Source organism: Aquamicrobium sp., assembly GCF_023954335.1.
Taxonomy (GTDB): domain Bacteria; phylum Pseudomonadota; class Alphaproteobacteria; order Rhizobiales; family Rhizobiaceae; genus Aerobium.
The window spans coordinates 1,384,619-1,409,160 of the sequence record NZ_JAMLIE010000001.1 but is presented as its reverse complement, the minus strand read 5'-3'; the positions used below and the strand labels follow the sequence as shown (position 1 = coordinate 1,409,160).

At 67.9% G+C, this 24,542-nt stretch carries 23 protein-coding genes and 1 pseudogene; 16 read left to right on the top strand and 8 right to left on the bottom strand.

Features of this window, described 5'->3' with window-relative positions; genetic code table 11:
- Positions 1-47: 47 nt before the first annotated feature.
- From hemB to M9945_RS06895, 3 genes are all read left to right on the top strand, one after another.
- On the top strand, positions 48-1,085 hold the full coding sequence (gene hemB, locus M9945_RS06905) for a porphobilinogen synthase (RefSeq protein WP_367943944.1): 1,038 nt from the start codon (positions 48-50) through the stop codon (positions 1,083-1,085).
- 82 nt (positions 1,086-1,167) lie between these two features.
- Positions 1,168-1,641 carry an RDD family protein gene (locus M9945_RS06900; protein WP_367943943.1) on the top strand — a complete coding sequence of 158 codons (474 nt, stop codon included), beginning with the start codon at positions 1,168-1,170 and terminating at the stop codon, positions 1,639-1,641.
- A gap of 112 nt (positions 1,642-1,753) precedes the next feature.
- The gene (locus M9945_RS06895; RefSeq protein ID WP_367943942.1) at positions 1,754-2,515 is read left to right on the top strand and encodes an arginyltransferase; all 762 of its coding nucleotides are present in this window, start codon (positions 1,754-1,756) and stop codon (positions 2,513-2,515) included.
- An 8-nt stretch (positions 2,516-2,523) separates the two neighbouring features.
- On the opposite strand, the gene M9945_RS06890 is transcribed toward M9945_RS06895, so the two are convergent.
- The 5 genes from M9945_RS06890 to parC all read right to left on the bottom strand — a co-directional run bounded on the left by M9945_RS06890 (position 2,524) and on the right by parC (position 8,081).
- Positions 2,524-3,033, bottom strand: a complete 510-nt coding sequence (locus M9945_RS06890; RefSeq protein ID WP_367944785.1) for a DUF3592 domain-containing protein — start codon at positions 3,031-3,033, stop codon at positions 2,524-2,526.
- A 303-nt stretch (positions 3,034-3,336) separates the two neighbouring features.
- On the bottom strand, positions 3,337-3,885 hold the full coding sequence (locus M9945_RS06885; protein WP_367943941.1) for a glyoxalase superfamily protein: 549 nt from the start codon (positions 3,883-3,885) through the stop codon (positions 3,337-3,339).
- Between the two features lie 179 nt (positions 3,886-4,064).
- Positions 4,065-4,709 carry a protein-methionine-sulfoxide reductase heme-binding subunit MsrQ gene (gene msrQ, locus M9945_RS06880; RefSeq protein ID WP_367943940.1) on the bottom strand — a complete coding sequence of 215 codons (645 nt, stop codon included), beginning with the start codon at positions 4,707-4,709 and terminating at the stop codon, positions 4,065-4,067.
- Positions 4,709-5,659, bottom strand: a complete 951-nt coding sequence (msrP, locus tag M9945_RS06875; protein WP_367943939.1) for a protein-methionine-sulfoxide reductase catalytic subunit MsrP — start codon at positions 5,657-5,659, stop codon at positions 4,709-4,711. The genes msrQ and msrP overlap by 1 nt, the downstream gene beginning before the upstream one ends.
- Positions 5,660-5,798: 139 nt before the next feature.
- Positions 5,799-8,081 (bottom strand): DNA topoisomerase IV subunit A, encoded by a 2,283-nt coding sequence (gene parC, locus M9945_RS06870; protein ID WP_367943938.1) that lies wholly within the window; start codon positions 8,079-8,081, stop codon positions 5,799-5,801.
- A 246-nt stretch (positions 8,082-8,327) separates the two neighbouring features.
- Between parC and M9945_RS06865 the strand changes: the two genes are divergently transcribed.
- Complete coding sequence (locus tag M9945_RS06865; protein ID WP_367943937.1) at positions 8,328-9,533, top strand: hypothetical protein; 1,206 nt, start codon at positions 8,328-8,330, stop codon at positions 9,531-9,533.
- A 58-nt stretch (positions 9,534-9,591) separates the two neighbouring features.
- Here M9945_RS06865 and M9945_RS06860 read toward each other — a convergent pair whose 3' ends face one another.
- Positions 9,592-10,062 (bottom strand): Lrp/AsnC family transcriptional regulator, encoded by a 471-nt coding sequence (locus M9945_RS06860; protein ID WP_367930173.1) that lies wholly within the window; start codon positions 10,060-10,062, stop codon positions 9,592-9,594.
- A 127-nt stretch (positions 10,063-10,189) separates the two neighbouring features.
- Here M9945_RS06860 and M9945_RS06855 point away from each other — a divergent pair, with 127 nt between their 5' ends.
- Both M9945_RS06855 and guaB read left to right on the top strand, forming a co-directional pair.
- Positions 10,190-11,386, top strand: coding sequence for a methionine gamma-lyase (locus M9945_RS06855; protein WP_367943936.1), 1,197 nt, complete (start codon positions 10,190-10,192; stop codon positions 11,384-11,386).
- Between the two features lie 181 nt (positions 11,387-11,567).
- Positions 11,568-13,070, top strand: coding sequence for an IMP dehydrogenase (gene guaB, locus M9945_RS06850; protein ID WP_367930175.1), 1,503 nt, complete (start codon positions 11,568-11,570; stop codon positions 13,068-13,070).
- 15 nt (positions 13,071-13,085) lie between these two features.
- On the opposite strand, the gene M9945_RS06845 is transcribed toward guaB, so the two are convergent.
- Positions 13,086-13,658 carry a Uma2 family endonuclease gene (locus M9945_RS06845; protein ID WP_367943935.1) on the bottom strand — a complete coding sequence of 191 codons (573 nt, stop codon included), beginning with the start codon at positions 13,656-13,658 and terminating at the stop codon, positions 13,086-13,088.
- A gap of 197 nt (positions 13,659-13,855) precedes the next feature.
- Here M9945_RS06845 and M9945_RS06840 point away from each other — a divergent pair, with 197 nt between their 5' ends.
- Entirely contained in the window at positions 13,856-14,275 is a 420-nt protein-coding gene (locus M9945_RS06840) for an MAPEG family protein (protein ID WP_367943934.1), read from the top strand.
- Here M9945_RS06840 and M9945_RS06835 read toward each other — a convergent pair.
- Positions 14,276-15,160 (bottom strand): annotated as a pseudogene (locus tag M9945_RS06835) (hydrogen peroxide-inducible genes activator); the annotation flags it as partial.
- Positions 15,161-15,387: 227 nt separating this feature from the next.
- On the opposite strand from M9945_RS06835, the gene katG reads away from it, so the two are divergent.
- The 9 genes from katG (at position 15,388) to guaA (ending at position 24,507) form a co-directional block, all read left to right on the top strand.
- On the top strand, positions 15,388-17,622 hold the full coding sequence (gene katG / locus M9945_RS06830; RefSeq protein ID WP_367943933.1) for a catalase/peroxidase HPI: 2,235 nt from the start codon (positions 15,388-15,390) through the stop codon (positions 17,620-17,622).
- A gap of 114 nt (positions 17,623-17,736) precedes the next feature.
- Positions 17,737-18,318 (top strand): helix-turn-helix domain-containing protein, encoded by a 582-nt coding sequence (locus tag M9945_RS06825; RefSeq protein WP_367943932.1) that lies wholly within the window; start codon positions 17,737-17,739, stop codon positions 18,316-18,318.
- Between the two features lie 79 nt (positions 18,319-18,397).
- A complete protein-coding gene (locus M9945_RS06820) occupies positions 18,398-18,925 on the top strand; it encodes an N-acetyltransferase family protein (protein ID WP_367943931.1) in 528 nt (175 codons plus the stop codon).
- A gap of 118 nt (positions 18,926-19,043) precedes the next feature.
- Positions 19,044-19,661: a L,D-transpeptidase gene (locus M9945_RS06815; protein ID WP_367930183.1), complete on the top strand. Its 618-nt coding sequence runs from the start codon at positions 19,044-19,046 to the stop codon at positions 19,659-19,661.
- Between the two features lie 91 nt (positions 19,662-19,752).
- Positions 19,753-21,039: an RsmB/NOP family class I SAM-dependent RNA methyltransferase gene (locus tag M9945_RS06810; protein ID WP_367943930.1), complete on the top strand. Its 1,287-nt coding sequence runs from the start codon at positions 19,753-19,755 to the stop codon at positions 21,037-21,039.
- 227 nt (positions 21,040-21,266) lie between these two features.
- Positions 21,267-21,719, top strand: coding sequence for a TspO/MBR family protein (locus tag M9945_RS06805; protein WP_367943929.1), 453 nt, complete (start codon positions 21,267-21,269; stop codon positions 21,717-21,719).
- Positions 21,720-21,800: 81 nt separating this feature from the next.
- Positions 21,801-22,259, top strand: coding sequence for a PaaI family thioesterase (locus M9945_RS06800; RefSeq protein ID WP_367930186.1), 459 nt, complete (start codon positions 21,801-21,803; stop codon positions 22,257-22,259).
- Positions 22,240-22,893, top strand: a complete 654-nt coding sequence (locus M9945_RS06795) for a 5'-methylthioadenosine/S-adenosylhomocysteine nucleosidase (RefSeq protein WP_367943928.1) — start codon at positions 22,240-22,242, stop codon at positions 22,891-22,893. The genes M9945_RS06800 and M9945_RS06795 overlap by 20 nt, the downstream gene beginning before the upstream one ends.
- Positions 22,894-22,932: 39 nt before the next feature.
- Positions 22,933-24,507 (top strand): glutamine-hydrolyzing GMP synthase, encoded by a 1,575-nt coding sequence (gene guaA, locus M9945_RS06790; RefSeq protein ID WP_367943927.1) that lies wholly within the window; start codon positions 22,933-22,935, stop codon positions 24,505-24,507.
- The last annotated feature ends 35 nt before the right edge of the window (positions 24,508-24,542 follow it).

The window sequence follows — 24,542 nt, the reverse complement described above, 5'->3', positions numbered from 1 at the left end:
GAGCCTTCGCCCCGGCCGTGATAGAAGCCGCCGACCGGAGAGACGCCATGAACCGACACAGCCCTGCTCCCACCCCCCCTGCCCCGCCGCGCAGCGTCGACGAGATCACCGCCTCGCGCCGGCTGCGGCGCATGCGCAAGGCCGACTGGTCGCGCCGGCTGGTGCGGGAGAACCACCTCACCGTCGACGACCTGATCTGGCCGATCTTCCTGACCGAGGGCGAGAACCGGCGCGAGGAGATCCCGGCCATGCCGGGCGTGTTCCGGCTTTCCGTCGACCTCGCGATCCGGGAAGCGGAGCGCGCGGCCGGGCTCGGCATCCCGGCGCTCGCCACCTTCCCGAACGTCGACATGGCGCTGCGCAACCGCACCGGCGCGGAAATCCTCAACCCCGACAACCTCATCAACCGCGGCACGCGCGCGATCAAGGCGGCGGTGCCGGAAATCGGCGTCATCACCGACGCCGCGCTCGACCCGTTCACCGACCACGGCCATGACGGCATCCTGAGAGACGGCGTCATCGTCAACGACGAGACGGTCGCGACCGTCGCGGGGGGTGCGGTGCTGCAGGCGGCGGCCGGGGCGGACATCATCGCCCCCTCCGACATGATGGACGGGCGCATCGGCGCGATCCGCGACGCGCTCGACGCGGCCGGCTTCCAGGACGTGGCGATCATGTCCTACGCGACCAAGTTCGCCTCGGCCTTCTACGGCCCCTATCGCGAGGCGATCGGCACCAAGGGGCTCCTGAAGGGCGACAAGAAGACCTACTATCTCGACCACGCCAACACCGACGAGGCGATGCGCGAGATCGAGCAGGACCTCGACGAGGGCGCGGACATGATCATGGTCAAGCCCGGCCTGCCCTATCTCGACATCATCCGCCGCGCCCGCGACGAGTTCGCCGTGCCGACCTTCGCCTATCAGGTGTCCGGCGAATACGCGATGATCGAGGCGGCGAGCGCCAATGGCTGGATCGACGGCGAGGCGGCGATGCTGGAAAGCCTGATGGCGTTCAAGCGCGCCGGCTGCGACGGAATCCTCACCTATTTCGCGCCGCGCGTCGCCGAGATCCTCAAGGGCTGACGAGCACGAAATATTGAAAACCGCGCGAAAAACACCATCTCCTGTCGCGTAAGGGCGCTTGTTGCCCGGGAGACAGGAAGACATGACCACGACGCGCATCCTCGACGGCGAGATCATCCCCACCCGCCTCGACGACATCAGGGTCTACGAGGGCGTGCTGACGCGCCGGATGATGGCCTTCGTCATCGACTATCTCTTGGTGGCGCTGATGATGATCCCCTTCGCCATCCTCGTCTTCGTGTTCGGCATCGTCACGCTCGGCCTCGGCTGGGCGCTGTTCTCGGTGCTGTTCCCGGCGGTGGCGCTCACCTATGTCTGGAACACGATGGGCGGGCCCAACCAGGCGACCGTCGGCATGCGGATGATGGACATCCGGCTGGAGCGCCTCGACGGCCAGCGCATCGACGGGCTGCTCGCCATCGTCCATACGGTGCTGTTCTGGGCCGGCAACGTGCTCCTGACGCCGCTGATCCTCCTCGCCACGCTGTTCCTGGAGCGCAAGCGCACCGTTCACGACCTTTTGCTCGGCACCGTGGTGACGCGCGCCGACCGGTAGGAGACAGTCCGGACGCCGGTTTTTCCGTTCCGGAGGCCGGCGTTCAAATTTTTAAGGTTGACGTTTTTTGCTGGCGTGACATGCCTATGGGAGCGAACGGCAGCCCCGGACCATGAAACACCAACATCCACCCCACTCGCCGCAGTTCTACCTGACCGCGCCCTCGCCCTGCCCCTATGTCGAGGGCGAGTTCGAGCGGAAGGTGTTCACGCATCTCGCCGGCGACCGCGCGCCGGAGCTGAACGATCTTTTGACGCATGGCGGCTTCCGCCGCTCGCAGAACATCGCCTACCGCCCGGCCTGCGAGACCTGCCGGGCCTGCGTCTCGGTGCGCATCCTCGTCGACCAGTTCGAGCCGACGCGCAGCATGCGCCGCGCGGTGTCGCGCAACGACGACCTCATCGGCGCCGTCCACGACGCCGAGCCGTCCTCCGAGCAGTATTCGCTGTTCCGCACCTATCTCGACGCCCGCCACCATGACGGCGGCATGGCCGACATGACGGTGCTCGACTACGCGATGATGGTTGAGGACAGCCATGTCGACACCCGCATCGTAGAATACCGCCGGCGCGGGCCGGACAGCTTCATCACCGGCAAGGGCGAGGGCGAGCTGGTCGCCGTCGCGCTGACCGACTGGATGGCCGACGGGCTGTCGATGGTCTATTCCTTCTACGACCCGGCGCTCGAGCACCGCTCGCTCGGCACGTTCATGATCCTCGACCACATCGCCCGCGCCCGCGCCGCCGGCCTGCCGCATGTCTATCTCGGCTACTGGGTCAACGGATCGCGCAAGATGGCGTACAAGGTGCGCTTCGAGCCGCAGGAGCATCTCGGCCCCAAGGGCTGGGAACGCTACGAGCCGAAACAGGGCTGAGCGGACGCTCAGCCTGAAACCGGCCTGCGCCGCAGCCCGCCGAGGCGCAGGGACGAGGCCAGCAGCGTGACGCCCAGCAGCACGCCGAGCGCAGCAATCCCGCCCTCGACCATCATCGGCCTGCGGTCGAAGCTCCTGTCGAGCACGGCCTCGGCCGGCGCGTGCGGGTCGTAGAACACCGGCACGGACCGGCCCGTCACCAGCGCGAAATTCAACCGGCTGTAGAGCGTCCTCAGCCTGCGGTCGTGCGGCTTGCCCGTATCGGCGAAGCTGGCGGCCCGACCTTCATGCGACACGCCGTCGACCTCGTAGTCGTAGGCGACCGTCAGCACCAGCTCCGTGACCAGCCGCTCCTGCGGCCCCGTGACGTGACTGCGCTCGGAAAGCGAGACGGAGCGGATCGAGGCTTGCGCTTCCGGCCATGAACGCGCCGCAAGATGCAGGCGCAGTTCCTCCCAGGGCAGCTTCGCCGCCGCGCCGGCGGCGAGGGCCAGAACCAGCGATCCCGCGAGCGCCAGCAGCGCGGCCAGCGCCAGCGCCAGCGCCGCCTGCCCGATGCCCGGTTCGCCCGCGGCGCGCTTGTTCTATCCGGCCGCGCCCGTGGCGCGGCCATGCCTGCCGTTCTCATCCCGGCCCCCGCCGAACATTTCCCCGAACGCTACATTAGAAGACGGGCGATTTCGGAACGGCCAAGAAAATCGTTCAAATTGCAGGCAACCGCGCTTTCGCTGACTGGCCGCCCTCTGAGGGCGGCCAGTCAGACTCCCTGTTTTGACGCGAGTGCGGACGGAAAAGCGCTTCACACTTTTCCTGCAACCGCTTTACGGCTGCTTCAGCTCCATGAAGCGGATGCGGTTGTTGAACGGGTCGATGACCGTGACCTCGAGCCGCGTCCCCTCGTCCTCGAGACCCGGCCTCATATAGCGATAGTTCTTCGCGATGAGCTCGGCCTGGAAGGCGCGGATGCCTTTCATGTAGACGCACATGTTGCCGCCAGGCGTGGCGTCGCCGGCATGTTCCGACAGGTGCAGCCTCAACCCGGCGCGGGAGACCTGCGTGTAGAGCGGGAAGTTGTCGCCGTAGCGGTGCTCCCAGTCGACGGCAAAGCCGAGGAAGCCGAGATAGAATTCGTGCGCCTTGGCGACATCGAAGATGCGCACGATCGGCACGGCCTGCTCGAAGGCGATGCCGCCGGGGTCAGCGGCGGCTTCCTCGCGCCCGATCTGCGCCGAAAGGATGTTCCAGTTGTCCGTCCCGAACTGGCGGGCGACGATCTCCAGCGCCTCGCTGTGGGTGATCGTCAGGCCGCGTTCGGCAAGGGCTTCGCGCATGGCCCTGGCCATGGCTTTTGCATCGCGATGGTCGCGCATGTCCGTTTCCTTCGTCACGGCGAAGTCTTCGCTGACGCCCGCATTGCCAACGCCTTCGCCCCAACGGGTTGAAACGGTGAGCAAGGTCTGGTGGAGGCGTTCGCCATATCCTTTTGCAGGACGCGGGCTGCCGGCCGCCTCCGGCCGTCCGCATAAAATAGGCGATGCCGCGGCTCCTGTCAGCCGGATTGTTCGGGCCGCGCCCGCAGGCCGGCCGCCGGCCTCCTGCGCCGCGCGATCCGGCCGCGGAACGGCCGGTAGAGGACGAGCGCGGCCGCGAGCACGAGGTAGAGGAAGGGTTCGGCCGTCACCACCTTGACCGACATGGCGTAATGAATCGCGCCGCCGAGGACGACGACATAGGCGAGCCGGTGCAGCCGGTTCCAGTTCTTCCCCAACCGGCGGATCGAGGCAGCGTTCGAGGTCAGGGCGAGCGGGAGAAGCAGCACGAGGCAGGCCATGCCGATGGTGATGAACGGCCGCTTGGCGATGTCGGCGAGGATCGCGGCAAGGTTTAGGTTCTGGTCGAGGACGAGATAGGTCAGGAAGTGCATGACCACGTACCAGAAGGCGAGAAGGCCGAGCGCGCGGCGGTAGCGCAGGAGATTGATGCCGGCAAGGTCGCGCAGCGGCGTGACGGCGAGCGTGGCGAGAAGGAAGCGCAGCGCCCAGATGCCGAGCACATGCTCGAACTCCTTGATCGCGTTGCCCGGTATCTGCCCGGTCGCGCCGAGCCAGAACCAGTACGCCGCCGGCACGAAGCCCGCCGCATAGAGCGCCCAGATGCCGACCCCGCGCCAGCGCCGCGACGATGCAGGTTGCATCAGTAGTCGGCCGCGAGGTCCATGCCGGCATAGAGGCCGGCGACCTCCCCGGCATAGCCGTTGAAGGGCAGCGTGTCGCGGCGGCTCGGGCTGAAGAAGCCGCCCTCGCCGATGCGGATTTCGCTCGCCTGGCTCCAGCGCGGGTGGTCGACCGTCGGATTGACGTTGGCGTAGAAGCCGTATTCGTGCGCGGCCATGCGCTTCCAGCTCGTCACCGGCTCGTCCTCGACGAGCGAGATGCGCACGATCGACTTTATGCCCTTGAAGCCGTATTTCCACGGCACGACGAGCCGGACCGGCGCGCCGTTCTGGTTGGGCAGGGTACGGCCGTAAAGACCGACGGCGAGGATGGTGAGCGGATGGCGCGCCTCGTCGAGCCGGAGGCCCTCGACATAGGGCCACGGCAGCGGCTGGAACAGCCCCTTCTGGCCGGGCATCTCCTCGGGGCGCACCACGGTCACGAAGGCGACGTATTTCGCGCTGCCGAGCGGCTCGACCTGATCGAGCAGCGCGGCCAGCGGGAAGCCGACCCAGGGAATGACCATCGACCACGCCTCGACGCAGCGCATGCGGTAGACCCGCTCCTCCAGAGGGAAGCCGCGCAGGTCGTCGAGGTCGAAGGTGCGGGGCTTGGCGACCAGCCCGTCGACCTCCAGCGTCCACGGCTCGGGCCGGAACGCGCCGGAGTTTCGCGACGGGTCGGCCTTGCCGGCGCCGAACTCGTAGAAATTGTTGTAGCTGGTGACGTCCTTTATCGGCGTCGGCGGCTCGGAGGTGCCGAAGGGGCCGGGCTTCAGGGGAAGCGGGTCCTGCGCCGCCCCGGCCGGGCGCACGGCCGACAGCACCGGCAGCGAAGCCAGCGCGCCGGCGATCAGCGCGCGCCGGTTCAGCCAGGCGGATTGCGGCGTGATCTCGGACTGCGGCACCGGGGGGACGCGGTAGACAGCCATGGCTCATGCTCCTGCTCGCGCGGCACGAACGGCCCGCGCAATCCGCCCAGCAGAGCAGAGTTTTCCACTGACGGAAAGGGGTTCGGCGGGCACATTTCGGTGTTCGGGCAGGGGCAGCGCCTGCACCCAAGATTATTCCTTACCCGAACTTCCCGGTCCGGGGAAAACCCTTCGGCACCATGCGGCCGGCCGAGGCGCGCAGGCCGATCCACTCGGCGAGCTCTTCCTTCGAGCGGGTGAAGGTACGGTCGGCCGAATCCTGCCACGACAGCCCGGCATCGATGGCGAAGGTGCGGATGTCGCCGACGCCGCCGTCCTTGTACTTCTGCAGCCGCACGCCCTTGCCGCGCGCCATCTCCGGCACTTCCGCCAGCGGGAAGACAAGCAGCTTGCGGTTCTCGCCGACGATGGCGACGTGATCGCCGGTAACGGGAACGCACAGCTTGGCCTCGTCCGGCGCCTTGACGTTCATCGCCTGCTTGCCCTTGCGGGTGTTGGCGACCACCTCGGTCTCCGGCACGAGGAAGCCGTTGCCGAGATGCGAGGCGAGCAGCAGCTTGCGCGCGGGGTCGTGGACGAAGGCGGTGACGATGTCCTGATCGTTCTCCATGTCGACGATGATGCGGATCGGCTCGCCATGGCCGCGCCCGCCCGGCAGGCGATCAGTGCCGATGGTGTAGAACTTTCCGCCCGTCGTGAAGACGAGGATCTTGTCCGTAGTCTGGGCATGGAAGGCGAGCTTGAGGCCGTCGCCCTCCTTGAAGGCGAGCGTCGAGAAATCGGCGAGGTGGCCCTTCATCGCCCTCAGCCAGCCCTTTTCCGAGACCACGACCGTCACCGGCTCGCGCTCGATCATCGCCTGCGCGATGTGCTCCTCGTCATGCTCGGGCGCGTCGGCGAACTGGGTGCGGCGGCGTCCGAGATCGGTGTGCGAGCCGAAGCGGTCGCGCAGCTTCTCGACCTCCCAGCGGATGGTCTTCCACTGCTTCACATCCGAGGCGAGCAGCGCCTCGATCTGCGCCTTCTCGCCCGAGAGCGCGTCGAACTCCTTGCGGATCTCGAACTCCTCCAGCTTGCGCAGGGCTCTGAGGCGCATGTTGAGGATCGACTCGGCCTGAAGGTCGGTCAGGTCCCAGCGCGCCATCATCACGGGCTTGGGCTCGTCCTCCTCGCGGATGATGCGGATGACCTCGTCGATGTTGAGGTACGCGACGAGATAGCCGCCGAGGATTTCCAGCCGCCGGTCGATCTCGCCGAGGCGATGGCGCGAGCGGCGGACCAGCACCTCCTTGCGGTGCTCCAGCCATTCCTGCAGCACCTGCTTCAGCGACAGGACGCCCGGCACCTTGCCGCGCGACAGGACGTTCATGTTGAGCGGGAAGCGGGCTTCCAGCTCGGTCAGCTTGAACAGCGATTCCATCAGGATCGCCGGGTCGACGGTGCGGCTCTTGGGCACCAGCACGAGGCGGATATCCTCGGCCGACTCGTCGCGCACGTCCTCCAGAAGCGGCAGCCGGCGCGCCATCAGCAGTTCGGCGATCTTCTCGACCAGCCGCGACTTCTGCACGCCGTAGGGGATTTCGGTGACGACGATCTGCCAGGTGCCGCGTCTCTGGTCCTCGGCATGCCATTTCGAGCGGGTGCGGAACGAGCCGCGCCCGGTCTTGTAGGCTTCGAGGATCGTGTCGAAGGAATCGACGATGATGCCGCCGGTCGGGAAATCGGGGCCGCGCACCTTGTTCTCGTCTGGGTCCTCGGCCGGCTCGCGGCTCGTCAGGTCCTCGACTTGCGCATCCGGGTGGTCGATCAGATGGAGCGCGGCGCAGCACAGCTCGCCGATGTTGTGCGGCGGGATCGAGGTCGCCATGCCGACGGCAATCCCGGACGAGCCGTTAGCGAGAAGGTTGGGGAACGCGCCCGGCAGCACGACCGGCTCCTCGTCCTCCTCGTTGTAGGTGGGGCGGAAATCGACGGCGTCCTCGGTGATGCCGGCCAGCAGCTCGGTCGCCACCTCGGTCATGCGCGCCTCGGTGTAGCGCATGGCGGCGGCGTTATCGCCGTCGATGTTGCCGAAATTGCCCTGCCCGTCGACCAGCGGATAGCGCACCGAGAACGATTGCGCGAGGCGCACCAGCGCGTCGTAGATCGACTGGTCGCCATGCGGATGGAACTTGCCCATCACCTCGCCGACGATGCGGGCGCATTTGGCGAAGCCCTGGTCAGGGTTGAGGCGCAGCAGCCGCATCGCGTGCATGATGCGCCGGTGGACGGGCTTCAGCCCGTCGCGCACGTCGGGCAGCGCCCGGTGCATGATGGTCGACAACGCATAGGCGAGGTAGCGCTCCTCGAGCGCCTGCCGCAGATCGACCGGCTCGATGTGGTCTCCCCCGTCCGATCCGGGCGGAACAAGCTCTTTTCCCATGATTTCCGGTTAATCGAGCCGGTGATTCGGGGCAAGAGCGCGGGCGCTCCGCCGCCCGTCTTGCCGCGCCTTCACGGTGAAAAATCGGGAAACCATGATCGCAACCGGCGGGGAGGTTTGATTTGCCTTTTGTAACAAAAGCGTCAATCTTGCCGCCGCGTCATTCTCCGGTCCTGATCCTGAGCGACAGGATTGCACGGGAAGGACAACCAATCCGCCGATCGGCGGGACAACAGGGATCGCCACATGACCGCCCAGACGACCGCTTTGCGCAAGCATATCCATATTCTCGCCGCCACGACGCTGCTCAGCGCGGCGACCTTCGCCGGCGCCTCGGCGCAGGAGGTCGAGGCCGCCGCCGAGCGCCTTCAGACCTATGTCGCCGACCAGGGTTTCAAGATCGAGTGGGACGGCATCGACCTCGACACCGACGGCTCGAGCGGCATTCTCGTCGGTGTCCGCGCCGGCAATGACGAGGCCATGGTGCCGGTCGGCAACATCCGCCTCGCCGGCGTCACGCGCGACGACAAGGGCTACAGGGTCGAGCGCATTACGCTGGCCGATTTCAGCGGCGCCGACGACGAGGAGGAAGTGCGTTTCGCCGCCGAGGGCATCGAGCTCGGCAATGTGCTGCTGCCCGACGAGGACAAGCGCGACAATTACGGCGGCTTCCTTTTCTACGAGACCTTCGCTCTCGACCGGATGGCGCTGACGATCGCCGGCACGGACGTGTTCACCATGGGCGACATGCATTTCGAGGTCACGGAACCGGACGGCGACACGCCGATGGACTTCTCCGGCGCGGCCGAAAGCTTCACCGTCGACCTGTCGCTGATGGAGGACGAGAACCAGCTCGCCGTGATGGAGGCGCTCGGCCTCAAGCAGATGAAAGGCTATATGGAGGTCGAGGGAAGCTGGAACCCGAATGACGGGCGGCTGGCCTTTTCGCAGTACGACATGACCGTGGTGGAAGCCGGCACGCTCGGCTTCACCTTCGATCTCGGCGGCTACACGCCGAGCCTGATCGCCTCGCTGCGCGAGCTGCAGAAGCAGATGGCCGAGAACCCCGACAGCGACAACTCGGCCCAGGGGCTGGCCATCCTCGGCCTGCTCCAGCAGATGACCTTCCACAGCGCCGAGATCAGCTTCGCCGACGACACGCTGACCAACAAGGTGCTGGACTTTGTCGCCAAGAACCAGGGCATGCGCGCGGCCGACATCGCCAACCAGGCCAAGGCCGTGGTGCCGTTCGCGCTGGCTCAGCTCAACAATCCCGAGCTGACCGCGCAGGCCTCGCAGGCCGTCTCGACGTTCCTCGACGACCCGCAGAGCCTGACGGTGTCGGCGCGGCCGGCCCAGCCCGTCCCGTTCGCGCTGCTGATGGCCACCGCGATGACGACGCCGGTGGAACTGACCAAGTCGCTCGGCGTCACGGTCACCGCCAACGACTGACGGAGCCCAAGGGGCGGAATCGGAAGGCCCGGCGCTCGTCACGCCGGGCCTTCGCGTTTCAGCCGTGCGAATGCGGGAACACCCGCGAGGACTTGACCGTGCCGTAGACGAGGCTCGTCTTCATCGAGCTGATGCCGGGAATGGCGTGCAGGCGCTTGCGCACGAAGCGCTCGTACTCCTCGAGGTCGGCGACGACGACGCGCAGCATGTAGTCGGCCTCGCCGGTCAGGAGGTAGCAGTCGAGGATCTCGTCGATGCGCTGGATGCTCTTCTCGAAATTCTCCACCGCGTCGCGCTCGGGCCGCTGGAGCGCGACGAGGATGAAGGCGGTGATGGAGAGCCCGCAGGCGCGCGGATCGACATTCGCCGAATAGCCGGTGATCACGCCCGCCTCCTCCAGGAGCCGGACCCGGCGCAGGCAGGGCGACGGCGACAGGTTCACGCGCGCGGCGAGCTCCTGATTGGTCAGCCGCCCGTCCTGCTGCAACTCGCGGATTATCTGCCAATCCTTGGCATCAATTTCTTTCATTTCGTATTTTTCCAGCATTCAATGCCAACAGTTCCGGGAATTGTGGCATGGTTTGGCAGCACCTGCCAGAGACGTCATGCGAGGATTCGTCCTGTCCCGAACATTTCAGGCAGGAAAGAATCCGTCCATGAATCCGCATCGCCCCGCCGGCTTCGCCACCCGCGCCATCCATCTCGGCTACGACCCGATGCAGAACCAGGGCGCGCTGACGCCGCCGCTGCACCTGACCTCGACCTTCGCCTTCGACAGCGCCGAGCAGGGCGCAGCGATCTTCGCCGGCGAGGCGCCGGGCTTCTTCTATTCGCGCGTCTCCAACCCGACCAACGACCTGCTCGAACGCCGCGCCGCCGCCCTCGAGGGCGCGGAGGCGGGGCTGGCGCTCGCCTCCGGCATGGGCGCGATCAGCGCCGTGCTGTGGAGCTTCCTCGCCCCCGGCGACGAGATCATCGCCGACGAGACGCTCTACGGCTGCACCTTCTCCTTCCTCAATCACGGGCTTGCGAAGTTCGGCATCACCGTCACCCATGTCGACATGACCGACCCCGAGACGGTGCGCGCCGCGCTGTCGCCCCGCACCAAGATCGTCTATTTCGAGACGCCGGCGAACCCGAACATGCGGCTGATCGACATCGCGGCCGTGGCGAAGATCGCGCATGAGAAGGGCGCGCGCGTCGTCGTCGACAACACCTACGCCACGCCGGTCCTGACCCGGCCGGTCGAGCTCGGGGCCGACATCGTCGTCCACTCGGCGACGAAATATCTCGGCGGCCATGGCGACCTGATCGGCGGCATCGCCGTCGGCGGCGCCGAGGACATGCTGCTGGTGCGCACCTACGGCATGAAGGACATGACCGGCGCGGTGATGTCGCCCTTCACCGCCATGCTGCTCTTGCGCGGCATCAAGACGCTGAAGCTCAGGATGCGCCAGCATTGCGAGAACGCCATGGCGGCGGCGCGGATGCTGGAGGCGCATCCGGCGGTCGCCGCGGTCTACTATCCGGGCCTGCAAAGCTTTCCCCAGCACGAGCTGGCGCGGCGGCAGATGCCCGGCTTCGGCGCGATGATCGCGCTCGAGCTGAAGGGCGGGCTGGAAGCCGGCCGGGCGATGATGAACCGCATGGAGATGGTGCGCCGCGCCGTCTCGCTCGGCGACACCGAAAGCCTGATCCAGCATCCGGCGTCGATGACCCATGCCAGCTACACGCCCGAGGAGCGCGCGCGGCACGGCATCTCCGAAGGGCTGATCCGCCTCTCGGTCGGGCTGGAGGAGGTCGAGGACATCCTCGCCGACCTCGAACAGGCGCTCGACGCGCTGGCGCGCTGAGCCGCGCGCCCTCTGCCCTCCCCTTCGCACGGCATCGTCGCATTTCCGGCGATGCCGCCTTTTCTTTCCGCCACAAGCGTGTTACCAGCCGCTGCCATCCTGAAGGGGAGAAAATGAGTCGCCGCCGGCCGCAAGGCTCCGAGCGCTCCTCCCGCGCACCCGAATTTTTCGAGGATCGGCAATGGCAAGAATCATCGAGACCGCAACCGGCGCGCTGGCGCTCACCTTCGATGACGTGCTGCTGCAGCCCGGCCATTCCGAGGTGATGCCCGGCCAGACCGACGTTTCGACGCGCATCGCCCGCGACATCGAGCTGAACATCCCGATCCTGTCGGCGGCGATGGACACCGTCACCGACGCGCGGCTCGCCATCGCCATGGCGCAGGCCGGCGGCATCGGCGTCATCCACCGCAATTTCAGCCCGGAAGAGCAGGCCGAGCAGGTGCGGCAGGTCAAGAAATTCGAGAGCGGCATGGTGGTCAACCCGCTGACCATCGGCCCCGAGGCGACGCTGGCCGACGCCAAGGCGCTGATGAGCGCGCACGGCATTTCCGGCATTCCCGTGGTCGAGAACGGCGGCACGGGCGGCCATTCGACCGGCAAGCTGATCGGCATCCTCACCAACCGCGACGTGCGCTTCGCTTCCGACCCGAAGCAGAAGGTGCGCGAGCTGATGACGCATGAGCGGCTCGTCACGGTGACCGAGAACGTCGAGCAGGACGAGGCCAAGCGGCTGCTGCACCAGCACCGGATCGAGAAGCTGCTGGTGGTCGATCCCGGCGGCCACTGCGTCGGCCTCATCACCGTCAAGGACATCGAGAAGTCGCAGTTGAACCCCAACGCGGCCAAGGACGCGCAGGGACGGCTGCGCGTCGCGGCAGCGACCAGCGTCGGCGACGACGGGCTGGAGCGGGCCGAGCGGCTGATCGACGCCGGCGTCGACCTCCTCGTCATCGACACCGCGCACGGCCATTCGCAGCGCGTGCTCGACGCGGTCGTCAAGGCCAAGAAGCTGTCCAACGCCGTGCGCATCCTCGCCGGCAACGTCGCCACCGCCGACGCCACGAAGGCGCTGATCGACGCGGGCGCGGACGCGGTCAAGGTCGGCATCGGGCCGGGCTCGATCTGCACCACGCGCATCGTCGCCGGCGTCGGCGTGCCGCAGCTTTCGGCGATCATGTCGGCGGTCGAGGAAGCGGACAAGGCAGGGCTCGGCATCATCGCCGATGGCGGCATCAAGTTCTCGGGCGACCTCGCCAAGGCGCTGGCCGCCGGCGCCTCGGCCGCCATGGTCGGCTCGCTGCTCGCCGGCACGGACGAGAGCCCCGGTGAGGTCTATCTGCACCAGGGCCGCTCGTTCAAGGCCTATCGCGGCATGGGTTCGGTCGGCGCGATGGCGCGCGGCTCGGCCGACCGCTACTTCCAGGCCGAGGTGCGCGACGCGCTGAAGCTGGTGCCGGAAGGCATCGAGGGCCAGGTGCCCTACAAGGGGCCGGTCGGCGGCGTGCTGCACCAGCTCGTCGGCGGGCTGAAGGCGGCGATGGGCTATGTCGGCGCGCAGAACCTCGCCGAGTTCCGGGCGCGCGCCACCTTCGTGCGCATCTCCAACGCCGGCCTGCGCGAAAGCCACGCCCACGACGTGACCATCACGAGGGAAAGCCCGAACTATCCCGGCGGGATGTAGGGGAAGGAACGCCGGTCAGTCGAGATCGGCCATCCGGACAAAGATGTCGGGCAGCGCCGCGGGAGCGAGGGGCGCGCCTGCGGCGATCCGCTCGATGCTGCCCCATTGCCCGTCCGGAGCTGGCTCGCGATGGACCCAGGTCTCGCGGCTTGCCGCGTCCACCACCCAGAGCTCTCCAACGCCGTGACGGGCATAAATCCGCGCCTTCAGGCCCCGGTCGTAGGCGATGGAAGAGGCCGCGACCTCGATCGCGAGGATAACGTCGCTTCCCTTGACGTCCTCGGGAAGCAGCCGCTTCGGATAGAGGCACAGGTCCGGTTCGACGAAGGTGCGCTCGTCGAGATAGAGCGACGTCTCGACCGCGAGGCGTAATTCGTCGGGGATGTTACGCGCGAAGATGGTGAGGAGAGCAGCCTTGACAACCTCGTGCTGGTTTCCCTTGGGCGACATCGGAACGAGTTCCCCCTCGATCAGCTCGAAATTCTCGTCCTCGGCGATGATGCCCGCCTCGACCATACGGCGGATTTCCGCCACGGTGAACGAGCGGCGGGGCAGGCCTTCGGCGGCGCGGGTGGCAACGATGTTCATGCCGGCATCCTTGCTGTGCTGGCGACAAGCCTATCATGCCGGCCGCCGATTGTCTGCAATCGCGCGGCCGGCAGAGGGCGATGGCGGCGCCGGACCACGCCCAAATCCACCGCCCCACGGAAAGGCGGCTTGACATTGGTGCGGGCAGGCGCCCAATCGGCCGTGTCGATCCCTCCATCCAGCCAAGGACACGCTTCATGACGCAGACTGCCATCTTCTGGCCGATGATCGCCCATGTGGCGCTGATCGTCATCCTCTATGCGCTTCTGGGACAGCGGCGCGCGGCGGCGGTGAAGGCCGGAAAGGCGAAGATCTCGCAGTTCCGCGAGAACCTGAACGAGCCGGAAGACAGCCTGTTCGTCCGCAACTGCCTTTCGAACCAGTTCGAGCTGCCGGTGCTGTTCCACATCGTGTGCCTCGCGCTTCACGTCACCGGCGGCGACGGCGCGTGGGCGGTGGCGCTGGCGTGGCTGTTCGTTCTCTCACGCTATGCCCATGCCGCGATCCACGTCACCTCGAACCGCATCCGCCATCGCCAGCCCGCTTTCATCGCCGGCTTCGCCGTTCTGATCGTCCTGTGGGCCATGCTCGGCTTCCGCATCCTGACCGGCAACTGACAGGCTGCGCAGGACGCCGGCGAGCAGGCGGCATTCGTCCTGCCGGTCGGCGCTGCCGCGCCACGCGAAGGCGAGCCTGCGCACCGGCATCGGCTCGGAAAACGGCACCGCCTTGACCTCGGGCGAGACGACGCCCGCCGCCAGCGCCATCTCGGGAACCAGCGTCACGCCCTGCCCGTGGGCGACCATCTGGAGCAGCGTCGTCAGGCTCGCCGCGCCGTAATTGGCGAGCGCGGCGCGGCGCGCGGCGGTGCAGATCTCCAGCGCCTGGTTGCGCATGCAGTGACCGTCCTCCAGCAGCATCAGCCGCTCCAGCGCCGGACTTTCCGGCGGTACGGGCGGAGCGACGAAGCCGGGATCGTCGGCCGGCACGGCGAGGAAGAAGCGGTCCTCGAACAGCGGCTCCATGACGAGGGTCGGGTGCTCGAGCGGCAGCGCCGCGATCATGCCGTCGAGGCGGCCCGCCGCGGTCTCGTCGACGAGCGTCACCGTCACCGCCTCGCGCAGCTCGATCACCAGACGCGGAAACCGCTCCTTCAGCAGCGGCAAGAGGCGCGGCAGGAGATAGGGCGCGACGGTGGGGATGACACCGAGCCGGAAGCGCCCTTCCATCGGCGCGCGGCCACGCCGCGCCAGCGCCTCTATGTCGCGGATCTCGCGCAGCACCCGCTCGATGCGCGGGCGCAGGGCGCGCGCGTCCTCGGTCAGCCGCACGCCGCGGCCGCCGCGCTCGAACAGCCGGCATTCCAGCCGCTCCTCCATCTCGGCGATCTGGGCCGAGAGCGCCGGCTGGCTGACGCCGGCAAGGCCGGCCGCGCGGCCGAAATGCAGGACCTCGGCCAGCGTCACGAAATATTCCATCTGGCGGATCGTCAGGCGTATCATAACTTCAAATTATCAGAAGAAACACAAATAGCAATTTGATCTTATCATTATCGCTGGCTAATTTTGGAATCATTCCAGACTGATGCCGGCCGAGGGCCGGCAGCGGCAAGCTGAAATTTCAACACGTCGAGCCGCCGGCGCAAGATCGGCGCGGCCCATGCATTGCCGAAGACCTCCGCGCGCGAAGCGTCGCCAGCGGCGTCCGGCAGGAACCACAGGAGACGGATATGGACGCCCTCGAAGTCAACGAAAACACCGAGACCGAGCCGACCCCGCGCGGCCAATGCCCGGTGGTGCACGGCGCCTCGATCGCCTCGAACGCGGCCATGCGCTCGAACCGCGACTGGTGGCCGAACCAGCTCAACCTCAAGATCCTGCACCAGAACTCGGCGCTGTCGAGCCCGATGGGCGAGGCCTTCGACTATCCGCAAGCTTTCGGACAGCTCGACTACGAGGCGCTGAAGAAGGACCTCGCGGCGCTGATGACCGACAGCCAGGACTGGTGGCCGGCCGATTTCGGCCATTACGGCCCGCTGTTCATCCGCATGGCCTGGCACAGCGCCGGCACCTACCGCATCGCCGACGGCCGCGGCGGCGCGGGCGCGGGCCAGCAGCGCTTCGCCCCGCTCAACTCCTGGCCGGACAACGTCAACCTCGACAAGGCGCGCCGGCTGCTCTGGCCGATCAAGCAGAAATACGGCAACCGCATCTCCTGGGCCGACCTGATGATCCTGACCGGCAACGTCGCGCTGGAGACGATGGGCTTCAAGACCTTCGGCTTCGCCGGCGGCCGCGCCGACGTGTGGGAGCCGGAGGAGGACGTCTACTGGGGCGGCGAGGACAAGTGGCTCGACGACCGGCGCTATACCGGCGAGCGCGACCTGGAAAACCCGCTCGCCGCCGTGCAGATGGGCCTCATCTACGTCAACCCCGAGGGGCCGAACGGCAACCCGGACCCCATCGCCTCGGCCCGCGACATCCGCGAGACCTTCGCCCGCATGGCGATGGACGACGAGGAGACGGTGGCGCTGATCGCCGGCGGCCACACCTTCGGCAAGACGCACGGCGCGGCCGACGCCGCCCATGTCGGCCCCGAGCCGGAGGCGGCGGGCCTCGCCGAGCAGGGCCTGGGCTGGGTGAACAGCTACGGCAGCGGCAGGGGCGGCGACACGATCGGCAGCGGCCTCGAGGTGACGTGGACCTCGGCGCCGACCAAGTGGACCAACAACTTCCTGTGGAACCTGTTCGGCTACGAATGGGAGCTGACCAGGAGCCCGGCCGGCGCGCACCAGTGGATTCCCCAGCACGGCATGGGGGCCAACACCGTGCCGGACGCGCACGACAGGTCGAAGCGCCACGCGCCGGCGATGCTGACCAGCGACATCGCCCTCAGGGCCGACCCGGCCTATGAGAAGATCGCCCGCCGCTTCCTCGAGGACCCGGACGCGTTCGCCCACGCCTTCGCCCGCGCGTGGTTCAAGCTGACCCATCGCGACATGGGGCCGAAGTCGCGCTATCTCGGGCCCGAGGTTCCGGCCGAGGACCTGATCTGGCAGGACCCGGTGCCGGCGGTCGACCATGTGCTGATCGACGACAACGACATCGCCGCCCTCAAGGCGAAGATCCTCGCCTCCGGCCTGACGATCTCCGAGCTGGTCTCGACCGCATGGGCCTCGGCCTCGACTTTCCGCGGCTCGGACAAGCGCGGCGGCGCCAACGGCGCGCGCATCCGCCTCACCCCGCAGAAGGACTGGGAGGTCAACCAGCCGGCCCAACTCGCGCGGGTGCTGGAGACGCTGGAAGGCATAAGGCAGGCGTTCGACGCGGCGCAGACCGGCAACAAGAAGGTCTCGCTCGCCGATCTGATCGTGCTCGGCGGCGCGGCAGCGGTCGAGGAAGCGGCTCGGGCGGCCGGCCATCCAGTGGCGGTGCCGTTCGCGCCGGGCCGCACGGATGCGAGCCAGGAGCAGACGGACGTCGAGTCCTTCTCCGTGATCGAGCCGGCGGCCGACGGGTTCCGCAATTACCTCAAGCGGCCGTTCCGGGTTACCGCCGAGGAGCTGCTGGTCGACAAGGCGCAACTGCTGACGCTCACCGCGCCGGAGATGACGGTGCTGGTCGGCGGCCTGCGCGTGCTCGGCGCCAATCATGGCGGCTCGCAGAACGGCGTCTTCACCGACCGGCCGGGCCAGTTGACCAACGACTTCTTCGTCAACCTGCTCGACATGGCGACCGCATGGAAGCCGACCTCGGAAACCGAGGAACTGTTCGAGGGCCGCGACCGCGCGACGGGCGAAGTCAGGTGGACCGGCACCCGCGTCGACCTGATCTTCGGCTCGCACTCGCAGCTTCGCGCGCTGGCGGAAGTCTACGCCCAGAGCGACGCCGGGTCGAAATTCGTCAACGACTTCGTCGCAGCCTGGAACAAGGTGATGAACGCCGACCGCTTCGACCTCGCCTGACCGGCGGAGCGAAATAGCCGTTACCGGAGCAGGCGCGGAGCGATCCGCGCCTGTTTTCGTTCGGCCGCGGCGGTCGTCGTTGCGCCAGGGTCAGGCGTCCATTATCTTATCACGATGAAACGAGCGAGCGACGCGGAAGCCCGGACCATCGATGCCGATATCGGCGCGCGCATCCGCGCCGAGCGCGAGAGCCGGGGATGGTCGCTGACCGACCTTGCCGAAAGGGCGTCGGTCTCGCGGGCGATGATCCACAAGGTGGAACGCGGCGACAGCAGCCCGACCGCCAACCTGCTCGCAAAGCTATCCGGCGCCTTCGGCCTGAGCATGTCCACCCTGATCGCCCGCGCAGAGACCGGACAGGGACGCCTGCTGCGGCGCGAGGACCAGCCGAGCTGGACCGATCCACAGACCGGCTATGTCCGCCGCCACGTCTCGCCGCGCTCCGACATGCCGCTCGACCTCGTGCGCGTCACCCTGCCGCCCGGCAGAGAGGTGCCGATGCCGGCCTCCGCCTACGCATTCCTGCGCCAGCTGATCTGGGTTCTGGAGGGCGAGCTCGTCTTCGTCGAAGGCGCGGCGCGGAACGAGATGCGGGAAGGCGACTGCCTCGATCTCGGCCCGCCGACCGATTGCGTCTTCAGGAACGAGAGCGCGCGCCCCTGCGTCTACGCCGTCGCGGTGCTGAGCGGCCGCTGACGCGAACATCCGGGTTGTACATTTTCATCTAATATAGTAGACTTATCGGCACTATATGATCAGCTCCCGGGAGAGCAGCATGGATATCCGCGACGCGGACGAGGCCGATATCGACGGCATCACCGCGATCTACAACGACGCCGTCGCGCACACGACGGCGATCTGGAACGAAACCGTGGTCGACAAGGCCAATCGCCTTGCATGGCTGACCGAGCGGCGGCGCGCCGGCTATCCGGTGCTGGTCGCCGTCGACGCGTCCGGCGGCGTCTTTGGCTACGCCTCCTTCGGCGACTGGCGGGCGTTCGACGGCTATCGCCACACGGTCGAGCATTCCGTCTACGTCCGCGCCGACCGGCGCGGCCACGGCATCGGCGAGGCGCTGATGCGGGCGCTGATCGAGCGGGCGCGCGGCATCGGCAAGCATGTCATGGTCGCCGGCATCGAGGCGCGCAATGCCGGGTCGATCCGGCTGCACGAGAAGCTCGGCTTCGAGCATGCCGGGCTTCTCAGGCAAGTCGGCGCGAAGTTCGGCGCGTGGCTCGATCTCGCCTTCCTCCAGCTTACGCTCGACGCGCGCCCTGCCCCGGACGAGCCGCAGACATCGTGACGATCCCCGCGCGGCGTATAGGCCCCGATAACGATTTCCTGACTTTGTCCCCCGGCAGGATTTCGTTAACCATGATTTCCTAACGCTTGGGAAACGACGAATCGAGGGATGGGGACGCATGACGATCTCGCGCAGGGGCTTTGTTATCGGACTTCCACTGTTGCTCGCGGGCTGCGCCACGGGCGGCTTCGGCAGCGACTACCAGAACTATGCGGCCGTGCCGCATCCGCGCTTTCCCCTGCCGGCGCTGTCGCCCGACAAGATCAAACCCGAGCTGCGCCGCCGCACGGTCGAGTATGACGGCAACCACAAGGCCGGCACCGTGGTCGTCGACACCCCGGCGCGCCGCCTCTATTACGTGCTCGGCGACGGCAAGGCGATCCGCTACGGCGTCGGCGTCGGGCGCGCCGGCCTCGCGCTGCGCGGCGGCGCCACCGTCGGCCGCAAGGCCGAATGGCCGAGCTGGACGCCGACCGAGAACATGATGCAGCGCGACGCGCGCAACCGCCGCTTCGCCGGCGGCGTGCCCGGCGGCCTCAACAACCCGCTCGGCGCGCGCGCGCTCTATCTCTACCGCGGCGGCCGCGACACCATGTTCCGCATCCACGGCACCAACCAGCCGAACTCCATCGGCCAGGCCATGTCGAGCGGCTGCATCCGCATGATGAACCACGACGTGATCGACCTCTACAACCGCGTCCCCACCGGGGCGAACGTCGTCGTCATCCAGGCCTGACACCGATACGCCCTGCCGATCTTCACTTGTGTTGCCCGGCAGCGGCGTCTAGCAAGGCAGCCTTTCGGGCAACCGGCATCGGAGCGGGGCAATGAGACTGGGCGGCAGGCTTTCGGCGGCGATCGACGTCATCGAGGACATCGAGCGCAGGCATCGGCCCGCCGCCGATGCGTTGAAGGACTGGGGCCTGTCGCACCGCTTCGCCGGGTCCGGCGACCGCGCGGCCATCGGCAACCTCGTCTACGACACGCTGCGCCGCAAGCGCTCCGCTGCATGGCTGATGGGCGACGACGCGCCGCGGGCGCTGGCCTTCGGCGCGCTCGCCCTCGAATGGGGCATGGATGCCGCTGCCATCGACGGGGCCCTCGACGGCGACCGCTTCGCGCCGCAGCCCCTGTCCGACGCCGAGCGCGACGCGCTCTCTTCCCGCAAGCTGACCGATGCGCCCGACGCCGTGCGCGCCGACTGCCCGGACTGGTGCGTGCCGCTGGTCGAGGAGGCGTTCGGGCCGGACTGGGTCGCCGAGCTCGCCGAGCTCGCCGCCCGCCCGCCGCTCGACCTGCGCGTCAACACGCTGGCGGCGACGCCGCGCAAGGTGCTGGCGGAGCTGAAGGACACCGGCGCCGCCCCCGCCGGAATGCTCGAGGAAGCGATCCGCATTCCGCCCATAGCGGGAAGCGGCCGCCACCCCAACGTGCAGGCCAAGCCCGCCTTCCAGAAGGGCTGGTTCGAGGTGCAGGATCTCGGCTCGCAGATCGCCGCCCATCTTGCCGGGGCCGAGGGTGGTATGCAGGCGCTCGACTACTGCGCCGGGGCCGGCGGCAAGACGCTGGCGCTCGCCGCCGCCATGGACAATCGCGGCCAGATCTTCGCCCACGACGCCGAGAAGCAGCGGCTCGCGCCGATCTTCGACCGGCTGCGCCGCGCCGGGGCGCGCAACGTGCAGGCCATCGCCGGGCAGGATGGGCTCTCGCCCCTTGCCGGCAAGATGGACCTCGTGCTGGTCGACGCGCCCTGCACCGGCTCCGGCACATGGCGACGGCGGCCTGACGCCAAGTGGCGGCTGACCGAGCGCCAGCTCGACGTCCGGCTCGGCGAGCAGGCGGCGATCCTCGCCGATGCCGCCCGTTTTGTGAAGCCCGGCGGTCGTCTCGTCTATGTCACCTGCTCGATCTTTCCCGCCGAGAACGCCCAGCAGATCGAGGCGTTCCTGAGCCAGAACCCGGCCTTCGCCCCGGCCGACCATGCGGCCCTCTGGCAGGCACGCTTCGGCATCGGCCCGGCATCCGCGCGCATCGGAGCGAACGGCATCGTCCTGACGCCCGCGACCACCGGCACGGACGGCTTCTTCGTCGCCGTCCTCGACCGGAGCGCCTGAGGCTCCTGCCTCCTCAGACGGTGTGCTGGACGTTCGAACGCCGGCGCTGCCCCTCATCCGGCCCTTCGGACCACCTTCTCCCCGTTTACGGGGAGAAGGTCCCGGCAGGGGGATGAGGGGCGGCACCAGCGGTCGACCGTCGTGACCTGTTCCTATCCGGCCATCAGGGAGCGGAACCAACCCAGCTGCCGGCCGTTGGAGGGCAGTCCTACCGGCCGGGGTCCCTCATGACACGCTTCATCCCGCTTGCCCTGTTCCTCGTCGTCACCGTCGGCGGCGGCCTGCTGATCGGCGCGACCAACACGCCGGGCGCGTGGTATGCGGACCTCGCCAAGCCGCCCTTCACCCCGCCGGACTGGCTGTTCGCGCCGGTGTGGACCCTCCTTTACGTCGCCGTCGCCGTCGCCGGGTGGCGCATCTGGCGCTTGAGCGACACGCGCGGCGCGATGACCGCATGGTGGCTCCAGCTCGGCCTCAACTTCCTGTGGACCCCGGTCTTTTTCACGCTCCAGTCCATCGGCTGGGCGCTCGTCGTCATCCTCGCCCTCCTCGCCACTGTTATCGCCTTCATCCGCCTCGCCTGGGACCGCGACCGGCCGGCGGCGCTTCTCTTCCTGCCCTATGCCGCGTGGGTGGCGTTCGCGACGCTGCTGACCGCCTCGGTCTGGTGGCTCAACTGATCCTTCGCCGGACACCGATCCAGCATTGCCCGCCTGCCGCGCCTCTGCAATAAGCGGTGCGCAAAAAGCGAGGGATATGGCATGTCCGTGACATTCGAGCCGGCCGGCGATTTCGAGGGGCGCGTGCGCGCGAGCTTCGCGCGGCAGAGGATCATGGCGACCATCGGCGCCGAGCTGACGCGAGTGAACCCCGGCGAGGTCGAGATCGAGCTGCCGTTCCGGGCGGACCTGACCCAGCAGCACGGCTTCCTCCATGCCGGCATCATCTCGACCGCGCTCGATTCCGCCTGCGGCTACGCTGCCTATTCGGTGATGCCGGAAAACGCCGCGGTGCTGACCATCGAGTTCAAGATCAACCTGTTGGCGCCCGGCAAGGGCGAGCGGTTCCTGTTCCGCGGGCAGGTGACGAAGCCCGGCCGCACCATCGTCGTCGCCGACGGACAGGCCTACGCCTATGACGGCGAGGGCGAGGCGCGGATGATCGCCACCATGACCGGCACGATGATGGTGGTGAGCGGCCGTGACGGCATCGCCGGCTGAGCCGCCGCTGACCCGCATATCCGGCCATGACGTGCTGTTCGTCATGGCGGCCGAGCAGGAATACGGCGCGCACCTACGCGCGCGCTTCTCGCCGCTGATGACCGGCGTCGGCCCGGTCGAGGCGGGCGTCGCCACGGCGGGCGCACTGGCGCTGCTGGCGCGGGCGGGGCGGCTTCCCCGCCTCGTCGTCTCGCTCGGCTCCGCCGGCAGCCGCACGCTGGAGCAGGCCGAGATCTACCAGGTCTCGTCGGTCGCCTATCGCGACATGGATGCGTCGGTGCTCGGCGTGCCCAAGGGCGTGACGCCGTTCCTGCGCCTGCCGGCCACCATTCCCCTGCCCTTCCTGATCCCCGGCCTTCCCGCGGCGAGCCTGTCCACCGGCGCCAACATCGTTTCGGGCGCGGCCTATGACGGCATAGAGGCTGAGATGGTCGACATGGAGACCTTCTCGATCCTGCGCGCCTGCCAGCATTTTCCCGTGCCGCTCGTCGGCCTGCGCGGCATTTCCGACGGCGCGGCCGAGCTCAGCCACATCGGCGACTGGACCGAATATCTCCATGTCATCGACGAAAAGCTGGCCGGGGCGGTGGACAGGCTGGAATCGTCCCTCGCCGCGGGCCTGCTCACGCGCTGACGCCTTGCGGAATCAGCGCAGTTTCTTTATGCGCTCGTCATGACCGCCACCGCTCATCCTGACACAGTCCTCATCGTCGATTTCGGCAGCCAGGTGACGCAGCTCATCGCGCGTCGCGTACGCGAGGCCGGCGTCTATTCCGAGATCGTTCCCTTCCAGTCGGCGGAAGACGCCTTCCGACGCATCCAGCCGAAGGCGGTGATCCTGTCCGGCGGGCCGGCTTCGGCCGCCGACACCGGCAGCCCCCGCGCCCCGCAGGCGATCTTCGAGGCCGGCATCCCCGTCCTCGGCATCTGCTATGGCGAGCAGGTGATGTGCGAGCAGCTCGGCGGCAAGGTCGAGAGCGGCCATACCCGTGAGTTCGGCCGCGCATTCCTCGACATCGAGGCCGAGAACGCGCTGTTCGACGGCGTATGGGCCAAGGGCACCCGCCATCAGGTGTGGATGAGCCATGGCGACCGCGTCACCGCGCTTCCCGACGGCTTCCGCGTCGTCGGCACCTCGTCCGGCGCGCCCTTCGCGGCCATCGCCGACGAGAGCCGCAATTTCTACGCCGTCCAGTTCCACCCGGAGGTCGTCCACACGCCGGACGGGGCGAAGCTGCTTTCCAACTTCGTCCACAAGATTGCGGGCTTGAAGGGCGACTGGACCATGGCCGCCTATCGCGAGCAGGCCATCGCCGCGATCCGCGCGCAGGTCGGCGACGGCCGTGTGATCTGTGCCCTGTCCGGCGGCGTCGATTCCTCCGTGGCGGCGGTGCTGATCCACGAAGCGATCGGCGAGCGGCTGACCTGCATCTTCGTCGATCACGGCCTGATGCGGAAGGGTGAGGGCGAGCAGGTCGTCTCGATGTATCGCGAGCACTACAACATCCCGCTCGTCCACGTTCAGGCTCAGGACCTCTTCCTGTCGGCGCTGGAAGGCGAGGCCGACCCCGAGAAGAAGCGCAAGACCATCGGCCGCCTGTTCATCGAGGTGTTCGAGGAGGAGGCGAAGAAGCTCGCGGTGGCCGGCAAGCCGGCCGAGTTCCTGGCGCAGGGCACGCTCTATCCCGATGTGATCGAGAGCGTCTCCTTCACCGGCGGCCCCTCCGTCACCATCAAGTCGCACCACAATGTCGGCGGCCTGCCCGCGCGCATGAACATGAAGCTGGTCGAGCCGCTGCGCGAGCTGTTCAAGGACGAGGTGCGCGCGCTCGGCCGCGAACTCGGCCTGCCCGAGCGCTTCATCGAGCGCCACCCCTTCCCCGGCCCCGGCCTCGCCATACGCTGCCCCGGCCCGGTGACGCGCGAGAAGCTCGACATTCTGCGCGAGGCCGACGCGGTCTATCTCGACGAGATCCGCAAGGCCGGCCTCTACAACGTCATCTGGCAGGCCTTCGCCGTGCTCCTTCCGGTGCAGACAGTCGGCGTGATGGGCGACGGGCGCACCTACGACTATGTCTGCGCCCTGCGCGCCGTCACCTCGGTCGACGGCATGACCGCCGACTTCTACCACTACGACATGGAATTCCTCGGCCACGCTGCCACGCGCATCATCAACGAGGTCCGCGGCATCAACCGCGTCGTCTACGACGTGACCTCGAAGCCGCCCGGCACCATCGAGTGGGAATAGGGGACGCGGCGGCTGTTTCGGGCCGCCGGGGAACC